The 19461-nt window shown below is 61.0% G+C and carries 18 protein-coding genes; 13 read left to right on the forward strand and 5 right to left on the reverse strand.

Annotated features, from left to right (window positions below):
• Nucleotides 1-137: 137 nt before the first annotated feature.
• A complete protein-coding gene (locus EA472_RS13930) occupies nucleotides 138-539 on the forward strand; it encodes a universal stress protein (RefSeq protein ID WP_124192127.1) in 402 nt (133 codons plus the stop codon).
• A 252-nt stretch (nucleotides 540-791) separates the two neighbouring features.
• On the opposite strand, the gene EA472_RS13935 is transcribed toward EA472_RS13930, so the two are convergent.
• Complete coding sequence (locus tag EA472_RS13935; protein WP_124192128.1) at nucleotides 792-1583, reverse strand: cyclase family protein; 792 nt, start codon at nucleotides 1581-1583, stop codon at nucleotides 792-794.
• A gap of 155 nt (nucleotides 1584-1738) precedes the next feature.
• On the opposite strand from EA472_RS13935, the gene EA472_RS13940 reads away from it, so the two are divergent.
• The 4 genes from EA472_RS13940 to EA472_RS13955 all read left to right on the forward strand — a co-directional run bounded on the left by EA472_RS13940 (nucleotide 1739) and on the right by EA472_RS13955 (nucleotide 6251).
• On the forward strand, nucleotides 1739-2821 hold the full coding sequence (locus EA472_RS13940; RefSeq protein WP_165874893.1) for a zinc-dependent alcohol dehydrogenase: 1083 nt from the start codon (nucleotides 1739-1741) through the stop codon (nucleotides 2819-2821).
• A gap of 93 nt (nucleotides 2822-2914) precedes the next feature.
• Nucleotides 2915-4120, forward strand: coding sequence for an MFS transporter (locus EA472_RS13945; RefSeq protein ID WP_165874894.1), 1206 nt, complete (start codon nucleotides 2915-2917; stop codon nucleotides 4118-4120).
• Nucleotides 4121-4214: 94 nt separating this feature from the next.
• Nucleotides 4215-4922, forward strand: a complete 708-nt coding sequence (locus EA472_RS13950; RefSeq protein WP_124192131.1) for a cyclase family protein — start codon at nucleotides 4215-4217, stop codon at nucleotides 4920-4922.
• Between the two features lie 825 nt (nucleotides 4923-5747).
• Nucleotides 5748-6251 carry a VOC family protein gene (locus EA472_RS13955; protein ID WP_124192132.1) on the forward strand — a complete coding sequence of 168 codons (504 nt, stop codon included), beginning with the start codon at nucleotides 5748-5750 and terminating at the stop codon, nucleotides 6249-6251.
• Here the strand turns inward: EA472_RS13955 and EA472_RS13960 are convergent.
• Nucleotides 6241-7197: an NADPH:quinone reductase gene (locus EA472_RS13960; RefSeq protein ID WP_124192133.1), complete on the reverse strand. Its 957-nt coding sequence runs from the start codon at nucleotides 7195-7197 to the stop codon at nucleotides 6241-6243. The genes EA472_RS13955 and EA472_RS13960 overlap by 11 nt on opposite strands.
• Before the next feature lie 264 nt (nucleotides 7198-7461).
• Here EA472_RS13960 and EA472_RS13965 point away from each other — a divergent pair, with 264 nt between their 5' ends.
• The 5 genes from EA472_RS13965 to EA472_RS13985 all read left to right on the forward strand — a co-directional run bounded on the left by EA472_RS13965 (nucleotide 7462) and on the right by EA472_RS13985 (nucleotide 12439).
• Nucleotides 7462-8853 carry an ABC transporter substrate-binding protein gene (locus EA472_RS13965; RefSeq protein WP_124192134.1) on the forward strand — a complete coding sequence of 464 codons (1392 nt, stop codon included), beginning with the start codon at nucleotides 7462-7464 and terminating at the stop codon, nucleotides 8851-8853.
• A gap of 70 nt (nucleotides 8854-8923) precedes the next feature.
• Nucleotides 8924-9850 carry a branched-chain amino acid ABC transporter permease gene (locus EA472_RS13970; protein WP_124192135.1) on the forward strand — a complete coding sequence of 309 codons (927 nt, stop codon included), beginning with the start codon at nucleotides 8924-8926 and terminating at the stop codon, nucleotides 9848-9850.
• Nucleotides 9847-10941 (forward strand): branched-chain amino acid ABC transporter permease, encoded by a 1095-nt coding sequence (locus EA472_RS13975; RefSeq protein ID WP_124192136.1) that lies wholly within the window; start codon nucleotides 9847-9849, stop codon nucleotides 10939-10941. Before EA472_RS13970 ends, EA472_RS13975 begins: the two co-directional genes overlap by 4 nt.
• Nucleotides 10938-11696 carry an ABC transporter ATP-binding protein gene (locus tag EA472_RS13980; RefSeq protein WP_124192137.1) on the forward strand — a complete coding sequence of 253 codons (759 nt, stop codon included), beginning with the start codon at nucleotides 10938-10940 and terminating at the stop codon, nucleotides 11694-11696. Before EA472_RS13975 ends, EA472_RS13980 begins: the two co-directional genes overlap by 4 nt.
• Nucleotides 11693-12439, forward strand: coding sequence for an ABC transporter ATP-binding protein (locus EA472_RS13985; RefSeq protein ID WP_124192138.1), 747 nt, complete (start codon nucleotides 11693-11695; stop codon nucleotides 12437-12439). Before EA472_RS13980 ends, EA472_RS13985 begins: the two co-directional genes overlap by 4 nt.
• Nucleotides 12440-12514: 75 nt before the next feature.
• Here EA472_RS13985 and EA472_RS13990 read toward each other — a convergent pair whose 3' ends face one another.
• Together EA472_RS13990 and EA472_RS13995 are read right to left on the reverse strand one after the other, a co-directional pair.
• Nucleotides 12515-13789 carry an outer membrane protein assembly factor BamB family protein gene (locus EA472_RS13990; RefSeq protein WP_124192139.1) on the reverse strand — a complete coding sequence of 425 codons (1275 nt, stop codon included), beginning with the start codon at nucleotides 13787-13789 and terminating at the stop codon, nucleotides 12515-12517.
• Between the two features lie 185 nt (nucleotides 13790-13974).
• A complete protein-coding gene (locus EA472_RS13995) occupies nucleotides 13975-14385 on the reverse strand; it encodes a cupin domain-containing protein (RefSeq protein ID WP_124192140.1) in 411 nt (136 codons plus the stop codon).
• Between the two features lie 208 nt (nucleotides 14386-14593).
• Between EA472_RS13995 and EA472_RS14000 the strand changes: the two genes are divergently transcribed.
• The 3 genes from EA472_RS14000 (at nucleotide 14594) to EA472_RS14010 (ending at nucleotide 17885) form a co-directional block, all read left to right on the forward strand.
• The gene (locus tag EA472_RS14000) at nucleotides 14594-15427 is read left to right on the forward strand and encodes a phosphoenolpyruvate hydrolase family protein (protein WP_124192141.1); all 834 of its coding nucleotides are present in this window, start codon (nucleotides 14594-14596) and stop codon (nucleotides 15425-15427) included.
• A gap of 1 nt (nucleotide 15428) precedes the next feature.
• Nucleotides 15429-16646, forward strand: coding sequence for a Tm-1-like ATP-binding domain-containing protein (locus tag EA472_RS14005; RefSeq protein WP_124192142.1), 1218 nt, complete (start codon nucleotides 15429-15431; stop codon nucleotides 16644-16646).
• Between the two features lie 261 nt (nucleotides 16647-16907).
• On the forward strand, nucleotides 16908-17885 hold the full coding sequence (locus EA472_RS14010; RefSeq protein ID WP_124192143.1) for a fumarylacetoacetate hydrolase family protein: 978 nt from the start codon (nucleotides 16908-16910) through the stop codon (nucleotides 17883-17885).
• Between the two features lie 91 nt (nucleotides 17886-17976).
• Here the strand turns inward: EA472_RS14010 and EA472_RS14015 are convergent, their stop codons facing one another.
• Nucleotides 17977-19341 (reverse strand): NAD-dependent succinate-semialdehyde dehydrogenase, encoded by a 1365-nt coding sequence (locus tag EA472_RS14015; RefSeq protein WP_124192144.1) that lies wholly within the window; start codon nucleotides 19339-19341, stop codon nucleotides 17977-17979.
• Nucleotides 19342-19461 lie beyond the last annotated feature (120 nt).

A 19461-nucleotide genomic window follows, 5' to 3' on the forward strand; every position in this document is an offset into this window, starting at 1 on the left:
GCGAACCGTTCTCTCGGACACGCCAGTTGCGCGTACCACTACCGTTCAGACTCACCAGCGTTCCCGCGTCGAGACGCTCGCGATGATCGACGTGTTCCGTCCAAACTTATATATCCTCTAAACGGATACGTTAAAATATGAGTACCATACTACTGCCGATCGACGACGACGAACAGCACGCGAAGGACCAGATCGCAACCATCACCGGTCTGCCGTTCGAAACCCACGAGCTAACCGTCACGGTGTTACACGTCTTCACGGACAATCCGAACAGCGCATCGATAACCCAGCTCAAGTCCGCGCGTCTCATCGAGGAGGCGCTTCAGGACGAAGGCATCGACGTCGAACTGGACGAACGGAGTAACGATCCGGCGGACGAGATCTTATCGTACGCCGAAGAACACGACGTGGACGCGATCTGTCTCGCCGGACGCAAGCGATCGAGGACCGGAAAGTTACTCTTCGGAAGCGTCACGCAGGACGTCATTTTGAACTCGAACCTGCCGATACTCGTCGCTGGAACCGATCCCGTAGAGTAGCGCCCGTCTCCCTCGCTGGAGTGTCGGCCGTCCCTCGGCGGAAACCGTTCGTTCCCGTTATCAGTACACCTCGAGCCGCCGTTCTCTCGACTGTTCGTCCGTTCCTGTCCCGTCCACCGACCGATGCGGCCACTCGGTAGGTCCTCTTGCCTGGTCGATCGTCCCTTCGAATCTACAGCAGGTGGGGTATGGGTTGATACACTCCGAACTGACCGATCGACGCGCGTCCCATCGCGGCTCTACGGGCGTTGCCTACACGAACGCAACTGGCCGGGCCCATCCGGCACTGGCGTTTTCGATCTTGATCGGATAGGTTACCAGGTGGACCCCCGTTCGCCGGGGAAGCTCGTCGAAGTTCGCCATCTTTTCGATCTGACAGTATTCGGCCTCGCGTCCGGCCAGGTGTGCGGGCCACAGTTCGGAGTTGTCCTGCGTTTCCTTGTATCGCTCTCCCATCGTTTCGAACGGTTTGTCGAAGCCGTACGCGTCGATACCGATCACTTTCACTCCCTGGTTCACGAGGTGTTTGGTCGCTTCCGCGCCCATCCCAGGAAAGTCGGTGAGATACTCGGGCGAACCCCAGAGTTCGTCCGCGCCGGTTTCGATGAGAACGATCTCCCCGGCTGAGAGCGTGTGATCGATCGTCTCGAGCTGTTCGTCGATCTCGTGCGGTTGAATCTCCGTCCCGTTGTCTTTCCAGGTGAAATCCAGCACGACGGCTTCACCGCAGAACCAGTCCGTGGGTAGTTCGTCGATCGTTTTCGACGTCTCTCCTTCCGACTCCGGTCCGTAGTGCCAGGGTGCATCGACGTGCGTTCCCGTGTGCGGAATCGCGGTCACTTCTTCCCAGGCGAGGCCGCTCCCGCCCGGAAAATCGTCCGCCGTGATATCTCCGTACCCCGACTCACGAAGGTTCTGTGCGAGCCGTTCTGCTCCACCCTCGTGATCCCAGTAGTCCACGTGGGGTTTCCACGGTTCGCTGTCCGAATCCGGAACGATGCCAAGACTGAGGTCTATTTGCTCCAGCGAGTCGAATGCTTTCATGCAGTGCTGCGAATCTATTCCGAATAGATCCTCTTAAGTGATTTGGTTACGGTATCCCTTTCTTCCTCTCCCGAGGGGATAGACGCTCGTGAACGAGCCGCTTTCGACGCTGGATCATCCAAAGATTAATGTGCCGCAGTGAATTCTATCGTGGCATGTCAACCCACGGCCAGACAGCACTGCCCAGTGAAATGGACGCGCTCGTCGTCGAGGAGGCGGGAGAGTGGTCGATAGAGACGGTAGATACGCCGGAGATCGATCAAACCGACAACGTCCTGTGTAAGGTCGAGACGGTATCGATCTGTGGAACCGACCCCAAGATATTCCACGGCGACGTCGACGGCTGGCCGCCTTCGTTCCCGTTCACGCCGGGACACGAGTGGGCCGGGACCGTCGTCGAAACCGGCGACGACGTCTCGAGACTGTCGCCGGGCGACCGAGTCTTCGCGGAGACCCACCACGGCTGTGGCTACTGCGAAAACTGTCGGAACGGCAAGTACAACCTCTGTGAAAATTACGGCGATTTCGATAGCGGACACCGCCAGATCGGACACACCTCGAGCGGCGCCTACGCGGAGTACATCGCGGCACCCGCGGACACGCTGTATCACCTGCCCGAATCGATCTCCTTTACGGAAGGCGCGTTGCTCGACGTGAACGCGATCGCGCTGTACCTCGCGGAGCGGGGCAACATCGGGCCCGCCGCGAACGTCGCCGTGATCGGGACGGGAACCGTCGGCTTGCTGGCGATACAGAACGCGAAGGCACTGGGTGCCGGCAACGTAATCGCGATCGGAAGCGAGGATCGAAACGCGGTTGGAGCGGATCTCGGCGCGGATCACACGATTCCGTACACCGACGACGACGTCGTCGAACAGGTGCTGTCGCTCACCGACGGCGTCGGCGTGGACGTCACCCTCGAGGCGGCGGGAACGTCCTCGTCGTTCTCGCAGGCGGTGACGATCACTCGAAAGGGCGGCACCGTCAGTCTCGACGGCATTCCGAAGAACAATCACCAGGAGATTCCGATGGCCGATCTGGTGACGGAGGAGATCGAATTCCGCGGCTGCAGGGCCCACGCGAACCGGGCTGAGGCGAGCGCGCGGTTAGTGGAGAACGAAACCGTCGACGTTTCGGCGCTCGTCACCCACGAGTTTTCGTTCGACGAGTTCGAGACAGCCTACGAAACGTTCGTCGAACGCCGTGACGGCGCGATCAAGGTCGCTTTGCACGTCTGATCGTCGGACGAACCCGTCGCCACATCACCCGAAACGCGATCGAACGATACGGTCGGTAACTCGTCGGAAATGAAGTCACCCGTCGCCCACGTGATGTTAGTGCTCGGTACGATCGGGTACGTCTGGCTCATGTTCGTTTGGCTGCTCGTTCCGGCGTTTCTCGGTCCGATCAGCGACGAACTCTCGCTCTCGAACACGCAGGCGGGGCTCCTTACGGGTGCGATCTCCTTCGTCTACATTCCATTTGCGCTGTGGAGCGGAATCATCACCGACCGAATCGGTGCCCCCCGAGCGATCGGATACGGACTGGCCCTGTTCGGTTGCGCACAGCTTCTCAGGAGCTTCGCACACGAGTTCTGGTCGATTCTGTTGCTGACCGTGCTGATCGGGGTCGGCGGGACTGCGATTACGTTCGGCCTCCCGAAACTCGTCTCGACGCTGTACCCTCCCGAGCGCTCGGGGACGATGTCGTCGCTGTACCTCGTCGGGATGTACGCCGGGACCGCCGCAGCGTTCGCGATCGGTCGATCGATAGCAGGACCGTTGCTCGGCGGATGGCGACCGGTATTTTTTTACAGCGGTCTCGCCGTTCTGGGCTTCTGTGCCGTCTGGTTTCTGGCGTTCGTCTGGGCGAGACGGCATGTGTCCGCGTGGCGAACCGCTGACGGTCGAACCGACGGACGCTCCGCCGGAGGATCTTCGGACGTCTCTTCCGATCTCCGACGTCTCCTCCGGCATCGGGGCGTACTTCTGCTCGCGGTCGTCGGGTTCTCGTATCTCCTGCTCGTCCACGGGTTGCAAAACTGGCTGACCGTTATCCTCCAAGAACGCGGCGTGACGACGGAGATCGCCGTGTGGACGACCAGTCTGTTCGTCGCGGCGCAACTCGTCGGAACGCTTGTTCTGCCGCCGATATCGGATTTCAAGACGAGCCGTCGATCTGCCGTTTTCTCGTGTGGCGTATTTGCGTCGGCGGGAACGTTTGCCTTGCTGGTGGTCGACGACGCCGTCGTTCCGATCGCGTTCGCCGTTTTCGTTGCCGGTTTCGGCCTCGGCGGCCTGGCGACGTTCGTTCGCTCGCTTCCCGTCGAGATGGAAGGCGTCGAGAGTACGCTGGTGGCGACCGCGGTGGGCCTGGTGTTCATGATCGGGGAGGTCGGCGGATTCGTCGGTCCTCTACTCGTCGGCGCTCTCGCGGACCGAACGGGCTCGTTTACGCTCAGCATTTTTTCCCTCCTGATCGGTAGTCTGGTAATACTCGCCGCGAGCGCCTTCCTCACGCACGCCGATCACGGATAGCGCGGATGCGCTCCCCTCGGCAACGGCGTATTCGCCGAGAACCGATCCGCAGGCCAAGCCAAAATTTAATGTATCGACCGTACGATGATCTGTCATGGCCGAATTCGTCGATCTGAGCCAGGAGATTTACAGCCAACACCCCGTCTACTTCGCGCACCCGGATACGGTGGTCTGGACCGACACGACGTTCGAGGATTCCGAGTACATCTTTCGGACGCAGGCCGGAATCGACGAGCCGACGTTCACGTACGAGTCGCGTACGTTTCAGATATCGGAACACGGTCCGAGCCACGTCGATTCGATCCGACACTTCAAACCCGACGGGGAGCCGATCGACGAAATGCCCCTCGAAAACTTTCACACGCCGGGCAAGGCGATCGACGTTTCCCACTGCGATCCGAACGGGTACGTTACGGTCGACGACGTACGCACGGCTCTCTCCGAGACCGGCCAGACGCTCGAGGAAGGCGATACCTTGTTACTCCACACCGGTCACTACGACCGAACCTATCCCGAGCGCTCGTACAACGAACAGCACACCGGCTTGACGGAAGCGGCGACTCGATGGATTATCGAAGCGGGCGTCGCGAACTTCGGCGTGGATCAACCCAGCCCGGACAATCCGAGCGGAACGTATCCGTGTCACACCCTCTGCACCGAGTACGAAGTACCCCACATGGAAAACCTCTGTAATATCGACCGCGTAGTGGGTGACGATTTCACGTTTATCGGGTTTCCGCTGCCGTTACGTGGTGGAACCGGCTCTCCGATTCGGGCGGTAGCCAAGCTCGAAGACGAGTGACCGTCTGCTCGATCCAGGAGGAGGTTCCGTTTGGAGCCGCCTAGATATTCAGAACTCTTGCTATTCCGTCGTGGCTGTGCGTTGGCTCGAATCCCGAACCATGGGGTGTGTTAAGTGATCCCACAATTTGGGACGTTCCACCTGCGCGGTTTCCTCGCCGGAACGCGCCGCTGGATCGCCGTCGAGAGTCTACTGGCGATCGCGAGTCCGTTCCACTATTTCCCCGCTGATCGTAGTACGGCAAGTAGCTCGCCCGCTAGCTCATTGCTCGGTACGTTTTGATACCGGAGCGCTCGTATCGCCTTCACGCGTGGTATCACGACTCGTCGAGTCTCGTCGAGTCGGCTCGCCTTTCGTAGAGAGCCCCGCCGTGGAATCTGTGCGTTCCATTATTCGGAATACTATATCCCACGGCCAGTGTCGTGTCCCCGTCGGCTCGGGGAGCTCCGGAAACTTTTGACAGTCGTACGAGAGTAAATATCTGGGATTTATCTCGCCGCTATCCTGTACTCTGGCCCGAGTGTATTTATTTACGACCGTACTCGTGTAATGCTACGTCGGATCGGCCGCCTCTCACTATATATAGTTCTCCTATGCGGAATCCTCTCGAAACGTTCGCCGGGAATAACCGTCTCTGACCGTATCCTAACATAATGTTCCACTCTGTGGAATCAGCGGCGAACACTATGATATATGTTGTCCATTCACTTGCCACTCGTCCGGTCGCCGATTCGAACAGCCAGCGACGGATCGAGACGCGGCGTTCGCCGACGGAAGCAACGCGCTCACCACAATTTTTTATCGAAGCCGGGTGAAGGTTCGTGCATGGTACTGAGCGAATTCACTCACACCAGCGTCCTGGCCACCGACCTCGAGGAATCCGTCGCATTCTACGAAGAACTGTTCGGGATGGAGCGAGTCCCGTCCCCGCGATTTTCGGTGCCGGTCGAGTGGCTCCGCTGTGGCGACCGTACGTTGCACCTGTTCAAACGGGAGATGGAGGCGGCCGACTTCTACCACGTCGGCATTCACGTAGACGATTTCGAATCAGTCTACCGCAAGTCGGTAGAGCGCGGTCTCGAATCGGATTTCGATTCGGCGGGTGACGAACCGGTCGTCTACGAGCTGCCCGACGGTGCGGTGCAGTTCTACATCGACGATCCGGCTGGAAATCTCGTGGAAGTGAACTATCCGAACGTCGACGAACTCGATACGTCGATCGTCAGCAACGTGATCAAACGCGCCGATCAGCTCGAGCAGACCGGCGATGCAGCGGACGCAAAACTGTACTTCGAAAACACGACGTCGGCGATCGAACCTAGGGAGTGACGACGAGTTTCCCGAGGAAACTCTCCTCGACGACGTCCTCGTGGGCCTGTGCCACTTCGTCGAGGCCGTACGTGCGTTCGATCACCGGCGAAACCTGACCGTTCCCCGCAAGCGTTGCGACGCGTTCGAGCGCGGGGGCGAACGTCGCCATCTGGGGCATCGCGAAGTGATGGAGCGTTTGCATCTTCCCGCGTGCCATCCCGCTGTTCGAATACGTCAGCTCGATATCCGTACCGGAAATCGCCACGATACGCCCGCCCTGTGCGGCAACTTGCGTGTTCAGATCGATGTTCTCGTTGATCCGGTGGTCCATGATCACGTCGGGCGCTCCGGCGTTCGCGATCGCGTCGGCGAGATCGTCGCGGGAGTAATCGAGAACCGTGTCCGCGCCGAGCTTCTCCACCTGGTCGTGGTACTGCGGCGAGGCCGTCGCCGTAACGGACGCGCCCGCCGCCTTCGCGACCTGGACCGCGACGTGACCCACGCCGCCGCTCCCGCCGTGGACGAGACACCGGTCGCCGGCTTTGAGTCCCGCTTTCTCGACTAATCCTTCCCAGGACGTTACGCCGACCAGAGCGAGAGCGGCTCCCTCTTCGAACGAGACGTTGTCCGGCAACTGCGCGACGTGTTCGAGTGACGCGCAGACGTACTCCGCGCAGGACCCTTGTCTTCCGATTCCGAGGCCCGTCCCGAACACGCGGTCGTCTTCCGCGAAGTCGGTAACGCCGGGACCGACCGCGGTTACGACGCCTGCGAAATCAGCACCGGGCGTCATCGGCGGGGTCGCCCACTCGTACGCTCCGGAACGCAGCTTGGTGTCGAGCGGATTCACCCCCGCTGCCTCGACCGCGACGACGACTTCGCCCCGATCGGGCTCCGGCTGCTCGACGTCTTCGACCTGTAGTACGTTCGGCTCACCGTATTCTCGATAGCGATTAGCTCGCATGAGTAAGTCGTCCCTTGCAATCGGGATAAAAGTTCTGAAACCGGTTAACCACCCGTCGCCGCCGCTCGTCTACAAGCTCAGCCCCTCACACGAAACCCGTCGGAGTGCGCGCGTTCGCTCGGCCGCGATACCGGTATACCCTGTCGGAGTGCGTGCGACCGGTGTTGCACGCACGGCTTGATGGTCGACAGACGCGCTCACACACCCGCGTCCCCGGCGATCAATCGTGGAAAATTTTAAATACATGGCTTGTGACTTGCGACTATGGGTAACGAGAGTCACACCCAGGAAAATGGTGCAGGTACAGCTTCGAACTCCCGGCGTCACGTCCTCAAAGCGATCGGTGCTTCGGGTGCCGTGGCACTGGCTGGTTGTGCGGGTGAAGGAAACGGAAACGGGAACGGCACTGGGAACGGAAACGGGAACGGGGCCGATGACCACGCTCCCATCGGGAACTACCCGATCGAAGGCGATACCGCGATGTACGGCTGGCACGGTCCACTGAGCGGTATCCTCGCGCCCGACGGGGAAGAGCAGGAACGCGGTTTCGAACTCGCGATCGATCACCTGAACAACGGCGGTGGGTTGGTCGATCACTACGATCCCCTCTCCGGAGATGGCGTTCTCGATTACGAGATCGATTACGTGACCGGCGATTCCGCCGGTGACGAGGAGACCTCGATCGACAACGTAGAGCGCATGATCGACCGAGATAACATTCAGTTCTGGACCGGTGGCGTTTCCAGTGGCGTCTGTCAGGCGCTTCAGCCCATCGCCCAACGCGAGCGGGTGATTCAGCTGACTTCGATTTCGCACGCGGGTCCGATAACCGGCGAGAACTGCGAGCGCTACTCCTTCCGTCCGTCGATGAGCGCGCGAACGTCCGCCGAAGCGCTGGCTGCGACGTTGCCCGACCTTCTCGGAGATGACGTGGACTTCTTCCAGATCTACCTCGACTACTCCTACGGAATTTCGAACCGCGATTCGATGACCGAACTCATGGAGGGGCAGGGGTGGAACGAGATCGGACAGAGCGCCATCGCGTTTGGAGAGTCCGATCACTCCTCGCAGATCGCCGACCTCGACGAAGCCGATCCCGACGTCCTCGTGTTTACGACCTTCGGAACGGCGATGGCCGACGGCATCAGTCAGATGCAAGAAGCGGGGGTCGCAGAGGACATCGACATCGTCGTGCCGTTGCTCAGTGCGTTCTCGATGGAGCCGGCCGGCGGCGACGCGGAAGGCGTCATCGGGACCGCGAACTGGCACCCGCTGCGCGGCGACGAGCTGTCCGAAACGTTCGTCGACGCGTACATGGACGAGTACGACGAGCTGCCCGGCCAGGCGGCGTACGAGGTGTACGATAACGTCCTGCACTACTCCGCAGCCGTCGAGAACGCGGGAACTTTCCACCCGCCGACGGTCGTCAGAGAACTCGAGGAGTTCGAGTGGAACCTCGCGATGGGCGAGATGGCCTACAGGGAGTGCGACCACCAGGCCTCGCGTCCCGTTTACGTCTGTCGAGGCGTGTCGGAGTCGGAACAGCAGGAAACGGGGACCTACCTCGAACTGGTCGAGGAGGTCTCGCCGGAGGACAGCTCGTACGACTGTGATATCGAACCGGCAGCCAGCTGCGAGATGTCGGAGTACGAGTAGTGAAGCCGGAAGCATCATAAGCTGATCACCATCCTTTCAGAGAGACAATGATTATGGGGACACCAAAAAAATGAGTTTACTAGAATCGGCGGTGAGATTCACCTATCTGAGCCTGAGCATCGCATCAGTGTACATCCTCGTCGCGGTCGGATTCTCCATCGCGTTCGGAACCTTGAAGTTCGTCAATATGGCCCACGGTGCGCTCTACCTCTTCGGAGCGTACATCGGCCTGTTCGTCGCCTTCGAGTACAACGTCGGCGGATCGCTCGGTGCGTACTCTCCGGTCGGTCTCGATCTCGGGTTCGCAGCCGCGTTGATCCTCGTTCCGGTGGTCGTGTTCGCGATCGGTCTCGTCATGGAACGGCTGATCGCAAATCCGTTCTACGAACGGAGTCTGCTCGATCAACTGCTCGTTACGTTCGGAATCCTGCTCATCCTGCAGGAATTCGTCGCCATACTCGTGGGACGGGGTGGATTCAGTTACGATCGAACCGGGTGGGCGACTGGAACGATACCGCTCCCCGGGATCGGTACCGCCTCGCGGTGGCGGATCTACGTAATCGCCTTTACCATCGTGCTCCTGGCGGTCCTGTACGCGTTCTACAAGTACACGGACTACGGACTCGCGGTCCGGGCGGGAACGGAAGACGCCGAGATGGTTCAGATGCTCGGAATTAAGATCTCCCGACCGTTCGCGCTGATATTCGCTATCGGTGCCGCGTACGCCGGACTGGGGGGTATCCTCGGCGGCTCCCTGTTCACGGTCCATCCGGAGATCGGCATCGAAATCTTGATTCCGGCGCTGCTCGTCGTCGTCGTGGGCGGCGTCGGTAGCCTTACCGGGACGATCGTCGCCGGTCTTCTGCTCGGGGTCACGTTCACCGCGACGACTCGCGTCTATCCCGAAATGGCGACGGCGAGCCTCTTCCTGTTAGCCATCATCATCCTGAGTATCAAACCGACCGGTCTCTTCGGAAAGGAGGAGGTGACTGCATGAGCGAAGAGACTGCCCAGCAGCTAACGGATACGGACGCGGCCATCCTTAGCTGGGAAACCTGGGACCGAGTAAAGCACACGGAGCGGTTCGCCATCGTCGCGGCCGTCGTTTTCGTCGCGCTCTGGTCGTGGCTGTTCGCCAGAGCTCCGATCACCAGCGAACTGGGCGGTTACCACTCGCTCGCAACGACGATCCTCATCTGGAGCGTCTTTGCGATCGGATTCAATCTGCTGTTGGGACAGACCGGGCTGCTCTCGTTCGGACACGCGATGTTCTGGGGTGGCGGCGGATACGCGGCAGCACTCGTCAGCTTACACGTCTACGGCGATCCGGTCCTGATGCTCGTCGTCGGAACGACGTTCACGTTACTGCTCGCCGCTCTCACCGGTGTCATCGCACTGCGTTTACACGCGGTGTACTTCGCGATCATTACGCTTGCGATGGGTCAACTGCTCTACTACCTCGCTACGTCACCGCTTCGGCCCATTACCGGCGGTCGCAACGGGTTGACCGGAATCCAACTGGAACCGATATTCGGACTGGTGTACCTCGGGATGCCCCTCCCGGGCATCTTTGGAACGCTCTGGGTCAATTACGAGTATCTCCTCGTTGCAACCGTCTTCGTCCTGGTCATCGCGTTCGTCAATCGGATTCGAAAGTCTCCGTACGGGCTGATCTTTCGCGCAATCCGGGAAAACGAACAGCGCGTCTCGTTCGTCGGATTGAACGTGTGGCGATACAAGTTCGCCGCGTTTCTCATGTCCGGCGGTATCGTCGGACTCGGCGGGAGCCTCATGACGATCGAATCGCAGTTCGCCGGGCTCGGATCGCTGTACTGGATCACCAGCGGCGAGGTCGTCATCATGACGGTCCTTGGCGGAGTCGGAACGTTGTTCGGACCGGTTCTCGGTGCGGTCATCTTCCTGTACTTCGAAGGCGTCGTCGACGGCTTCCCGATCGTCGGACGGTACTGGCTCTTGATGCTCGCGACCGTCTTTACCGCGATCGTCTGGAAGTATCCGGACGGTCTGTGGGGAATGCTCAAACTGATCGCCTCGCGGATTCGATCGAGCGTGGAGGATAACCCATGACGCTACTCCAAACGCGAAACCTGACGAAGAGTTTCGGGGGACTGGTCGCCGTGGATACGGTCGAAATCGAAGTCGAAGAAAACGAACTGGTCTCGGTGATCGGTCCGAACGGGGCTGGAAAGTCGACGTTGATCAATCTCATTACTGGGATGTTGACCCCGACGGACGGCGACGTCCTCTACAGGGATACGAACCTCGCCGGGAAGGACCCCTACGAGATCACCCAGCTGGGCATCGGCCGCTCGTTCCAGACGGCGTCGATCTTCCCGGAGTTGACCGTACAGGATAACGTCGACGTCGCCTCGTTCGCGGCCGAACAGGGCTCGTTCACCGTGAACTTCCTCCGGCGGCGCGATCGTTACGACAGCGTTCGTCAGCGAACCGCAGATGCACTCGAACTCGTCGACCTGGAGGACGAAGCCGACGTCCCCGCCGCGTCGCTGCCGTACGGTGACAAGCGTCGCCTCGAGGTCGCGATCGGACTGGCGACCGACCCCGATCTGCTGTTCATGGACGAACCGACAGCCGGCATGTCGCCGGCCGAAACCGAGATGACGACGAACCTGATCGAACGGATGCAAACGGAGCGAGGAATGACGATCGTTCTCGTCGAGCACGACATGGACATCGTCTTCGACGTTTCCGACAAGATTCTCGTCCTTCACAGGGGCGAAATCATCGCTGACGGAACGCCGGACGAGATCCGGAACGACGAGACGGTTCGATCCGCGTACCTCGGAGGTGAGGAAATATGAGCCTGCTCGAGCTCGAAGACGTCCACTCCTACTACGGTCACAGTCACATCCTCCGCGGGGTCTCGATGGAGGTCGAGGAAGGTGAGATCGTCTCCCTCCTCGGCCGAAACGGTGCGGGGAAGACGACGACGCTTCGGAGCATCGCCGGTGCGGAACCGCCGGAGGTTCGGTCTGGGCACATCCAGTTCAACGGGACCGACATAACCGACCTGGAGACCGAGGACGTCATCATGAGCGGTATCGCAATCGTTCCGGAAGAGCGTCGATTGTTCTCGAACTTGACAGTCGAAGAGAACCTGGAGCTCTCGAGAATCAGTCAGAACACGTGGAACACGATTCGGCGCAAGATCGGCCTTTCCGATCCGTCCGGAAAAAGCCTCGACGAGTTGTACGAGCTGTTCCCCGTGTTAGAAGAGCGAAAGGAACAGCAAGCGGGAACCCTGTCGGGCGGCGAACAACAGATGCTCTCGATCGCGCGGACGCTTCGTCTGCCGAACGTCGAGCTACTGATGCTCGACGAGCCGTCCGAGGGACTCGCCCCGCAGATCGTCGAGACGGTGATGAACGCGATCGAGACGATCGCCGCCGAGGGTACGACCGTCCTGCTCATCGAACAGAACGTGCAGGCCGCACTCGAGCTCGCCGACCGGGGCTACGTTCTCGATATGGGGAGCATCGTCTACGAGGGGACCGCAGAAGAGCTCCGGAACGAAGACGATCTCGATCAGTACCTCACCGTCTAACGGCCTGTCGATCGGAAACCTCGTTTCTGTCCTATTTTTGTCACGTTTCGAACACTGCCCGTCCCGCCTCTCTGTTCACTCCAGTGCGTACACCCGGTTGTCGACGCCGCCGAAGTAGAGGACGCCGTCGACCAGCGCCGGACTCGAGCCCACGCCTCGATCGCCGACTTCGAACAGCCACCGTTCGTCGCCGTCCGTCGTGAGGGCGTGGACGCCCGTCGGCTCGGTTTCGACCGGACTGTGCGAGCCGATGTAGACGCGATCGTCGGTGACGACCGGGCTACTCCCGATCTCTAACACGTCGGTCTCGAACGACCACCGCTCGTCACCGCTTCGACGGTCGATCGCGATCACCTCCGCGTCGTTTCGTTCGCCGCCCTGCGGATAGTTGGCCGGAACGACCCCGATGTAGACGGCGTCGTCGTCGACGGCCGGCGAACTCGAGAGATACGCCCCGAACGTGTTGTGCGTCCACTGTTCTTCCCCCGTCGACTCGTCGACCGCGACGACGTTTCCGTCGAAGTCGCCGAGGTAGACGGTCCCGAACGCGACCGCCGGACTGGACCAGATCCAGTCGGCGGCCTCGTACGTCCATCTCTCCTCGCCGGTCGCCGCATCGATCGCGTACAGATGGTCGTCCGAGCTTCCGACGTAGACCGTTCCGTCGTTGACCGCGGGCGTGCTGACGGCTTCGCTTCCGACCTCGTATTGCCAGTTCGTCTCGCCCGTCTCCGGATCCAGCGAGTAAATCCATCCGAGCTCCGGTGGTTGGTCTTCTGCCGATTCTTCGGATTCCGCACCCTCCGTGGCGTACCACTCGCACGCGAGGTTGAAACAGCCCACGCCGATGTAGACCGCCTGGTCCGTAACGGTCGGGCTCCCACGGATGAGCCCGTTTGCCTCGTACTCCCACCGTTTTTCGCCGGTGTCCGCCTCGAGCGCGTAGACGGCCCGATCGTACGAGCCGACGTAGACGGTCCCGTCGCCAACCGCCGGCGATCCCTCGATCCGGTGGCCGGTTCGAAACCGCCAGCTTTCTTCTCCGGTGGTCGCGTCCAGCGCGTACAGATAGTTGTCCGTACTCCCGATGTAGACGGTTCCGTCGGCGACCACCGGACTTCCCCAGACGTCGTCGCCGGTTTCGAACGTCCACGCGACGGACGGTTCGTCGCGAACTTCCCGGGCTCCCCTCGCGTAGCCCGTATTTCGCTGATCCAGGCGAAACGACGGCCAGTCGGTGGGCGTCTCGGATATTGGGTGACTCTCGTCGCTTCGTGCGACACACCCTGACAGACCGGCGACGGAAATCGGAACCGATCGAAGGAGCGTTCTTCGCGTAATTCCAGTCATTCCTCACATGTATGCCGCTATCTATTGTTAACGTTTTCGCCACCGAGACGGAACGGCGTCTCCGTCCCAATCGTAGCACAGAACAACGCTACCCCTTTTTTGGCGCTAATCGAGGGATAGTCCCTAATTTTGATAGTCTACCACTTGATCCGCTCAGAAAGAACTGCCGCTCTCGGTCGACCGTATCAGGATCGACTCGGTATCTCACCGGGCGGAACGATCTCGCAGTCCGGCAGATCCGCCAACACCTCCTCGGGACCGGCCGGCGCGTACACCGCGAGCAGTTGCAGCGTTTCCCACCCAGTATTCATCGTTCCGTGCTCGACGTTTTCGGGAACGTACACCAGCTCTCCCGGACCGATCTCGCGCGTTTCGTCGCCGACGATTTGCTCGCCAGTTCCGCTGATGACGAAGAGGAGTTCGTCGCTATCGGGGTGGGTGTGAAGTTCGTGCCCGCGTCCGGGATCCAAATTGACGATTCCCGCACTGAACCGCTCGGAGCCGGTTACATCCGGCCGGCTCATCCACTTTATCGTCCCCCAGTCGAACACTTGCGTCGATACGTCTTCACTCCTAACGAACGTTTTCTCGGACATCCTTTGGAAGGTACGCTCGAACCTTAATAAATTTTTGCGCGGAATGTGGCCCCTCCCACGAATCGAACGAAACGGTTCTCCCCGGACACGGGGACTGCTCACGGAGTCGGGTGAGAGTCACGAGCGCCGCCGGTCGGATCGCTCGCTCCTGAAACTCTCACCTGAGGAAAATATTTAATAGGACTCCACCTGTCTACGCGAACAGATTATGCAGTTCACACGGGAGCAATCCCTCGAACGACTGCGATCGGTGGTAGAGAGCGGTGAACCGATAATCGGCGCGGGTGCGGGAACGGGAATTTCGGCGAAGTTCGCCGAGCAGGGCGGGGTCGACCTCCTGATCATCTACAACTCCGGGCGGTATCGGATGAACGGCCGGGGATCGCTGGCCGGATTGCTCCCGTACGGCGACGCGAACGAGATCGTCGTCGAGATGGGCCACGAAGTGTTGCCGGTCGTCGAGGACACGCCCGTCCTGGCCGGGGTCAACGGGACCGATCCGTTCCGGCAGATGGACGTCTTCGTCGAGGACCTGAAACGGCGCGGGTTCTCCGGCGTTCAGAACTTCCCGACCGTCGGCCTCTTCGAGGAGGAAACGCAGTTCCGTCGGAACATCGAGGAGACCGGGATGGGATACGACAAGGAGGTCGACATGATCCAGGAGGCCGCCGAACAGGACATGCTGACGTGCCCGTACGTGTTCACCGAAGAGCAAGCCCGAGAGATGACCGAGGCGGGTGCCGACGTCGTCGTCTCGCACATGGGGTTGACGACGTCCGGCGACATCGGCGCCGAAACCGCGCTCGGGCTGGAGGAGGCCGCCGAGCGCGTCCAGGCGCACCACGACGCCGCAAAAGCGGTCGACGACGACGTCATCGTCATCTGTCACGGCGGACCGATCGCCTGGCCGGACGACGCCGAATACGTCCTGAACAACACCGACGGCGTCGTCGGCTTCTTCGGTGCGTCAAGCCTCGAGCGGCTGCCGACGGAGGAGGCGATTCGAAACCAGGCCCGCGAGTTCAAGGAGATCGAGTTCTGATATGACGGTCGTCATCGTCGGAACGGTCGATACGAAAGGCGAGGAGATCGGTTTCGCCCGGGACGTCCTCGAGGCCGAAGGAGTCGACGTTCACGTGGTCGACACGGGGGTTATCGACGAGCCGTCGTTCGAGCCGGACACGTCCGCCGACGAGGTTGCTCGAGCCGCGGACACCACGCTCGAGTCCCTTCGCGAAGACGCCGATCGCGGTCGGGCGATGGAAGCCATGGGTGAGGGGGCGGCCGCCGTCGTCAATCGCATTCACGATGCTGGCGAACTTGACGGCGTGCTCGGGCTGGGCGGCTCGGGGAACACGTCCATCGCGACGACGGCGATGCGCGCGCTTCCCGTCGGTGTGCCGAAGCTGATGGTGTCGACGATGGCGTCGGGCGACGTCGAGCCGTACGTCGGCGCGAAGGACGTGATGATGATGTATTCCGTCGCGGATATCGAAGGGCTCAACCGGCTCTCCCAGCGGGTGATCGCCAACGCGGCGCTCGCAATGGTCGGCATGGTCACCAACGAACCGGACGTCGAGATTTCGGACGCGCCGACGATCGGCATCACGATGTTCGGCGTCACCACGCCGTGCGTCCAGACGGCGAGGGAGTACCTCGAGGAACAGGGCTACGAGACGATCGTCTTCCACGCGACCGGAACCGGCGGTACCGCGATGGAAAATCTCGTCCGCCAGGGCATCATCGACGGCGTTCTGGACGTCACGACCACAGAGTGGGCGGACGAGCTCGTCGGCGGCGTTCTGAACGCCGGCCCCGATCGCCTCGACGCCGCCGCGGAGACGGGGACGCCGCAGGTGGTCTCGACCGGCGCGCTCGATATGGTAAACTTCGGACCGAGAGAGTCGGTACCGGACGAGTTCGAGGACAGGCAGTTCCACATTCACAATCCGCAGGTGACGTTGATGCGGACGACGCCGGAGGAAAACGCCGAATTAGGCGAAATCGTCGCCGAGAAGCTCTCGGCCGCGACCGGTCCGACGGCCCTGTTCCTGCCGCTCGAGGGCGTCTCCATGATCGACGTCGAAGGCGAGGATTTCCACGATCCCGAAGCGGACGCGGCGCTGTTCGATGCGCTGCGGGCGGAACTCGCCGAGAACGTCGAACGGCTCGAACTCGAGACCGACGTCAACGACGACGAGTTCGCGCTGGCGATGGCGAAGAAACTCGACGAGTACATGCGCGAGACCGGTCGAGCGTAGCTCGACTCGGCCCCGTCGTTTCCGGTTCGACTCGAGGGCGGCTTCGACCGAAACTCCGCCTTTCGATTACGGTTCCAGAACGACGCGGAACCTGGCGTCACCGCTTTTCGTGCGTTCGTCGGCTGCGTCGGCCTCCTCGACGGATACCGCCCGCTTTCGGTTCGCTCGTCATCACGTCGTCGGTTTTCCTCGCTACCACAGTGGAAACACTTAAGTCTGCGAGAGAGCCAGTTAGTGTCACATCACAAGAGGTGTTCAGAGATGAAACTCGCAACTTTCGAACCCCCGGAAGAGACCTGTCTCGATCAGCGCGTCGGATGCTACGACGACGACGCGGAGACGCTAGTCGACGTCACTGCCGCCTACGCGACATTACTCGCGGAGCGGGGGGAGCCGTGCCCGAACGAGATCGCACGGGTGCACGCGCCGTCCGACATGATCGCGTTCCTAAAGCGCGGCGAGCGGGCGACGGACGCGGCCGAGGAGGCGATCGAGTTCGTCCGCGAAACCGACGGCGGTACCGGAATCGACGGCCGTCGACTCAGCTACGACGTCGACGAGGTGTCCCTCCTCAGTCCCGTTCCCAACCCGACGTCCGTTCGCGACTACATGGTCGTAGAAGAGCACGTTCGGAACGCACTCGGCGACGACATCCCGGACGAGTGGTTCGAGTTGCCGGTGTATTACAAGGCGGACAGCAACTGCATCGGCCACCCCAACCAGGATATCGAGTGGCCGAGCTACACCGAGGAGATGGATTACGAGCTGGAACTCGCCGCGGTTATCGGGAAAGAGGGTCGCGATATCGCCGCGGAAGACGCCGACGAGTACATCGCCGGCTACACCATCTACAACGATCTCAGCGCTCGAGATATGCAATTTCGAGAGATGGAGGTGAATCTCGGTCCTTCCAAGGGAAAGGATTTCAACGGATCGAACGTGCTGGGTCCGTACCTCGTCACTCCGGATTCGATCCGGATAGACGACGTGCAGATGACGGCTCGCGTAAACGGTGAGGTCTGGTCCGAGGGGACGCTCGGAGCGATGCAGCACTCGTTCGGGGAGATGATCGAACACACCTCTCAGAGCCAGTATCTCTATCCGGGAGACGTACTCGGCAGCGGAACGATCGGAATGGGCTGTGGACTCGAGATGGATCGGTATCTCAGCCGAGGCGACACCGTCGAACTCGAGGTCGAAGGCATCGGCACGTTGCGCAACCGAATCGTCGAACTGTGACCTGCTGAGAGCGTGACCGCGCCGGCGGCTACGCGATTGACAGCCTATCCGAAGTGCGAAGCAGAAAAGGTCGTTGCGGCGGCGTCGATCGCTACTTCTGTACCCACACCGTCTTCTCGTTTACGAACTCGCGTATTCCCTGCTGACTCAGCTCGCGGCCGTATCCGGAGTCCTTGATACCGCCGAACGGAACTCTGGGATCCGATTTGACGATCTCGTTTACGAACACGCAGCCGGCCTCGATTCGGCCAGCCAGTCGTTCTCCGCGTTCGAGATCCTCCGTCCATACCGATCCACCGAGTCCGTACCGTGTCCGATTCGCGATTTCGATCGCGTCCTCGGCGTCGTCGGCGCGAATCACCGCAGCGACGGGGCCGAACGTTTCTTCACTCGCCGCCGGACAGTCCCGCGGAACGTCCGTCAGGATCGTCGGCGGATAGAAGTGGCCGTCTCCCTCGAGGGGTTCTCCGCCGGTTAGGACCGTCGCGCCCGCTTCTCTGCTCCGCTCGACCTGATCGTGAAGCTCTTCCATCAGTCCCGCTCTCGCCTGCGGTCCGATGTCGGTCGATTCGTCGAGGGGGTCCCCAACGTCCAGTTCGCGAACCGCCTCGACGAATCGATCGGTGAACTCGTCGTAAATCTCGTCCACGACGACGAACCGTTTGGCGGCGATACACGACTGACCTGAGTTCTGATTTCTCGCCGTCACTGCGGTTTCGACGGCCGACTCGAGCGGGGCATCCTCCAGTACGACGAACGGATCGCTCCCACCCAGTTCGAGTACGGTCTTTTTCAACTCACGCCCGGCCGTTTCGGCCACTGCCTTGCCGGCGAACTCGCTTCCGGTTACCGTCACCGCCTGCACCCTCGAGTCCGTTATCACGTCGTCTACCTTTCCCGAACCGATCAACAGCGAGGAGAACGCGTGCTCCGGGAATCCGGCCTCTTCGAACACCTCCTCGATCGCGAGCGCACAGCCGGGCACGTTCGACGCGTGTTTGAGGACGCCGACGTTGCCGGCGGCCAGCGTCGGAGCCGCGAACCGAAACGCTTGCCAGAACGGATAGTTCCAGGGCATCACCGCGAGAACGACTCCCAGCGGCTCGTACCGGACGTACGCTTTCGCCTCGGGAACCGTGCCGATCACTTCGTCCTGCAGGAACTCGATCGCACGCTCGGCGTAGAACTCGCACCCCCAGGCGCACTTTTCCACCTCGGAAACCGCCTGTGAGATGGGCTTTCCCATCTCCCGGGTGATGAGTTCGGCGTACTCCGTTTTGTTCTCCCGGAGAACGTCAGCCGCGTTCGACAGTAACTGCTGGCGCTCTCGGATCTCCGTCTGGCTCCAGTCGGCGAACGCTCGATCCGCCTCCTCCAGGGCAGTCTCGACCTCGCCGTCGGTGTACTCGGCGTAGCTATCGATAGTCTCCTCAGTAGCTGGATTGACGCTGTCCATACTTCGTCGGATGCTACGGAGGCGAAACACCTAATCCTTCCGCAACGATCCGGTGGAGCCGTCGTCTTCCGGTCTCCCTGCTGCCGACTCGAACCCTCGTGCCGGCCGCTCAGCTCGCCT

Source organism: Natrarchaeobius oligotrophus (assembly GCF_003841465.1).
GTDB classification, from domain to species: domain Archaea; phylum Halobacteriota; class Halobacteria; order Halobacteriales; family Natrialbaceae; genus Natrarchaeobius; species Natrarchaeobius oligotrophus.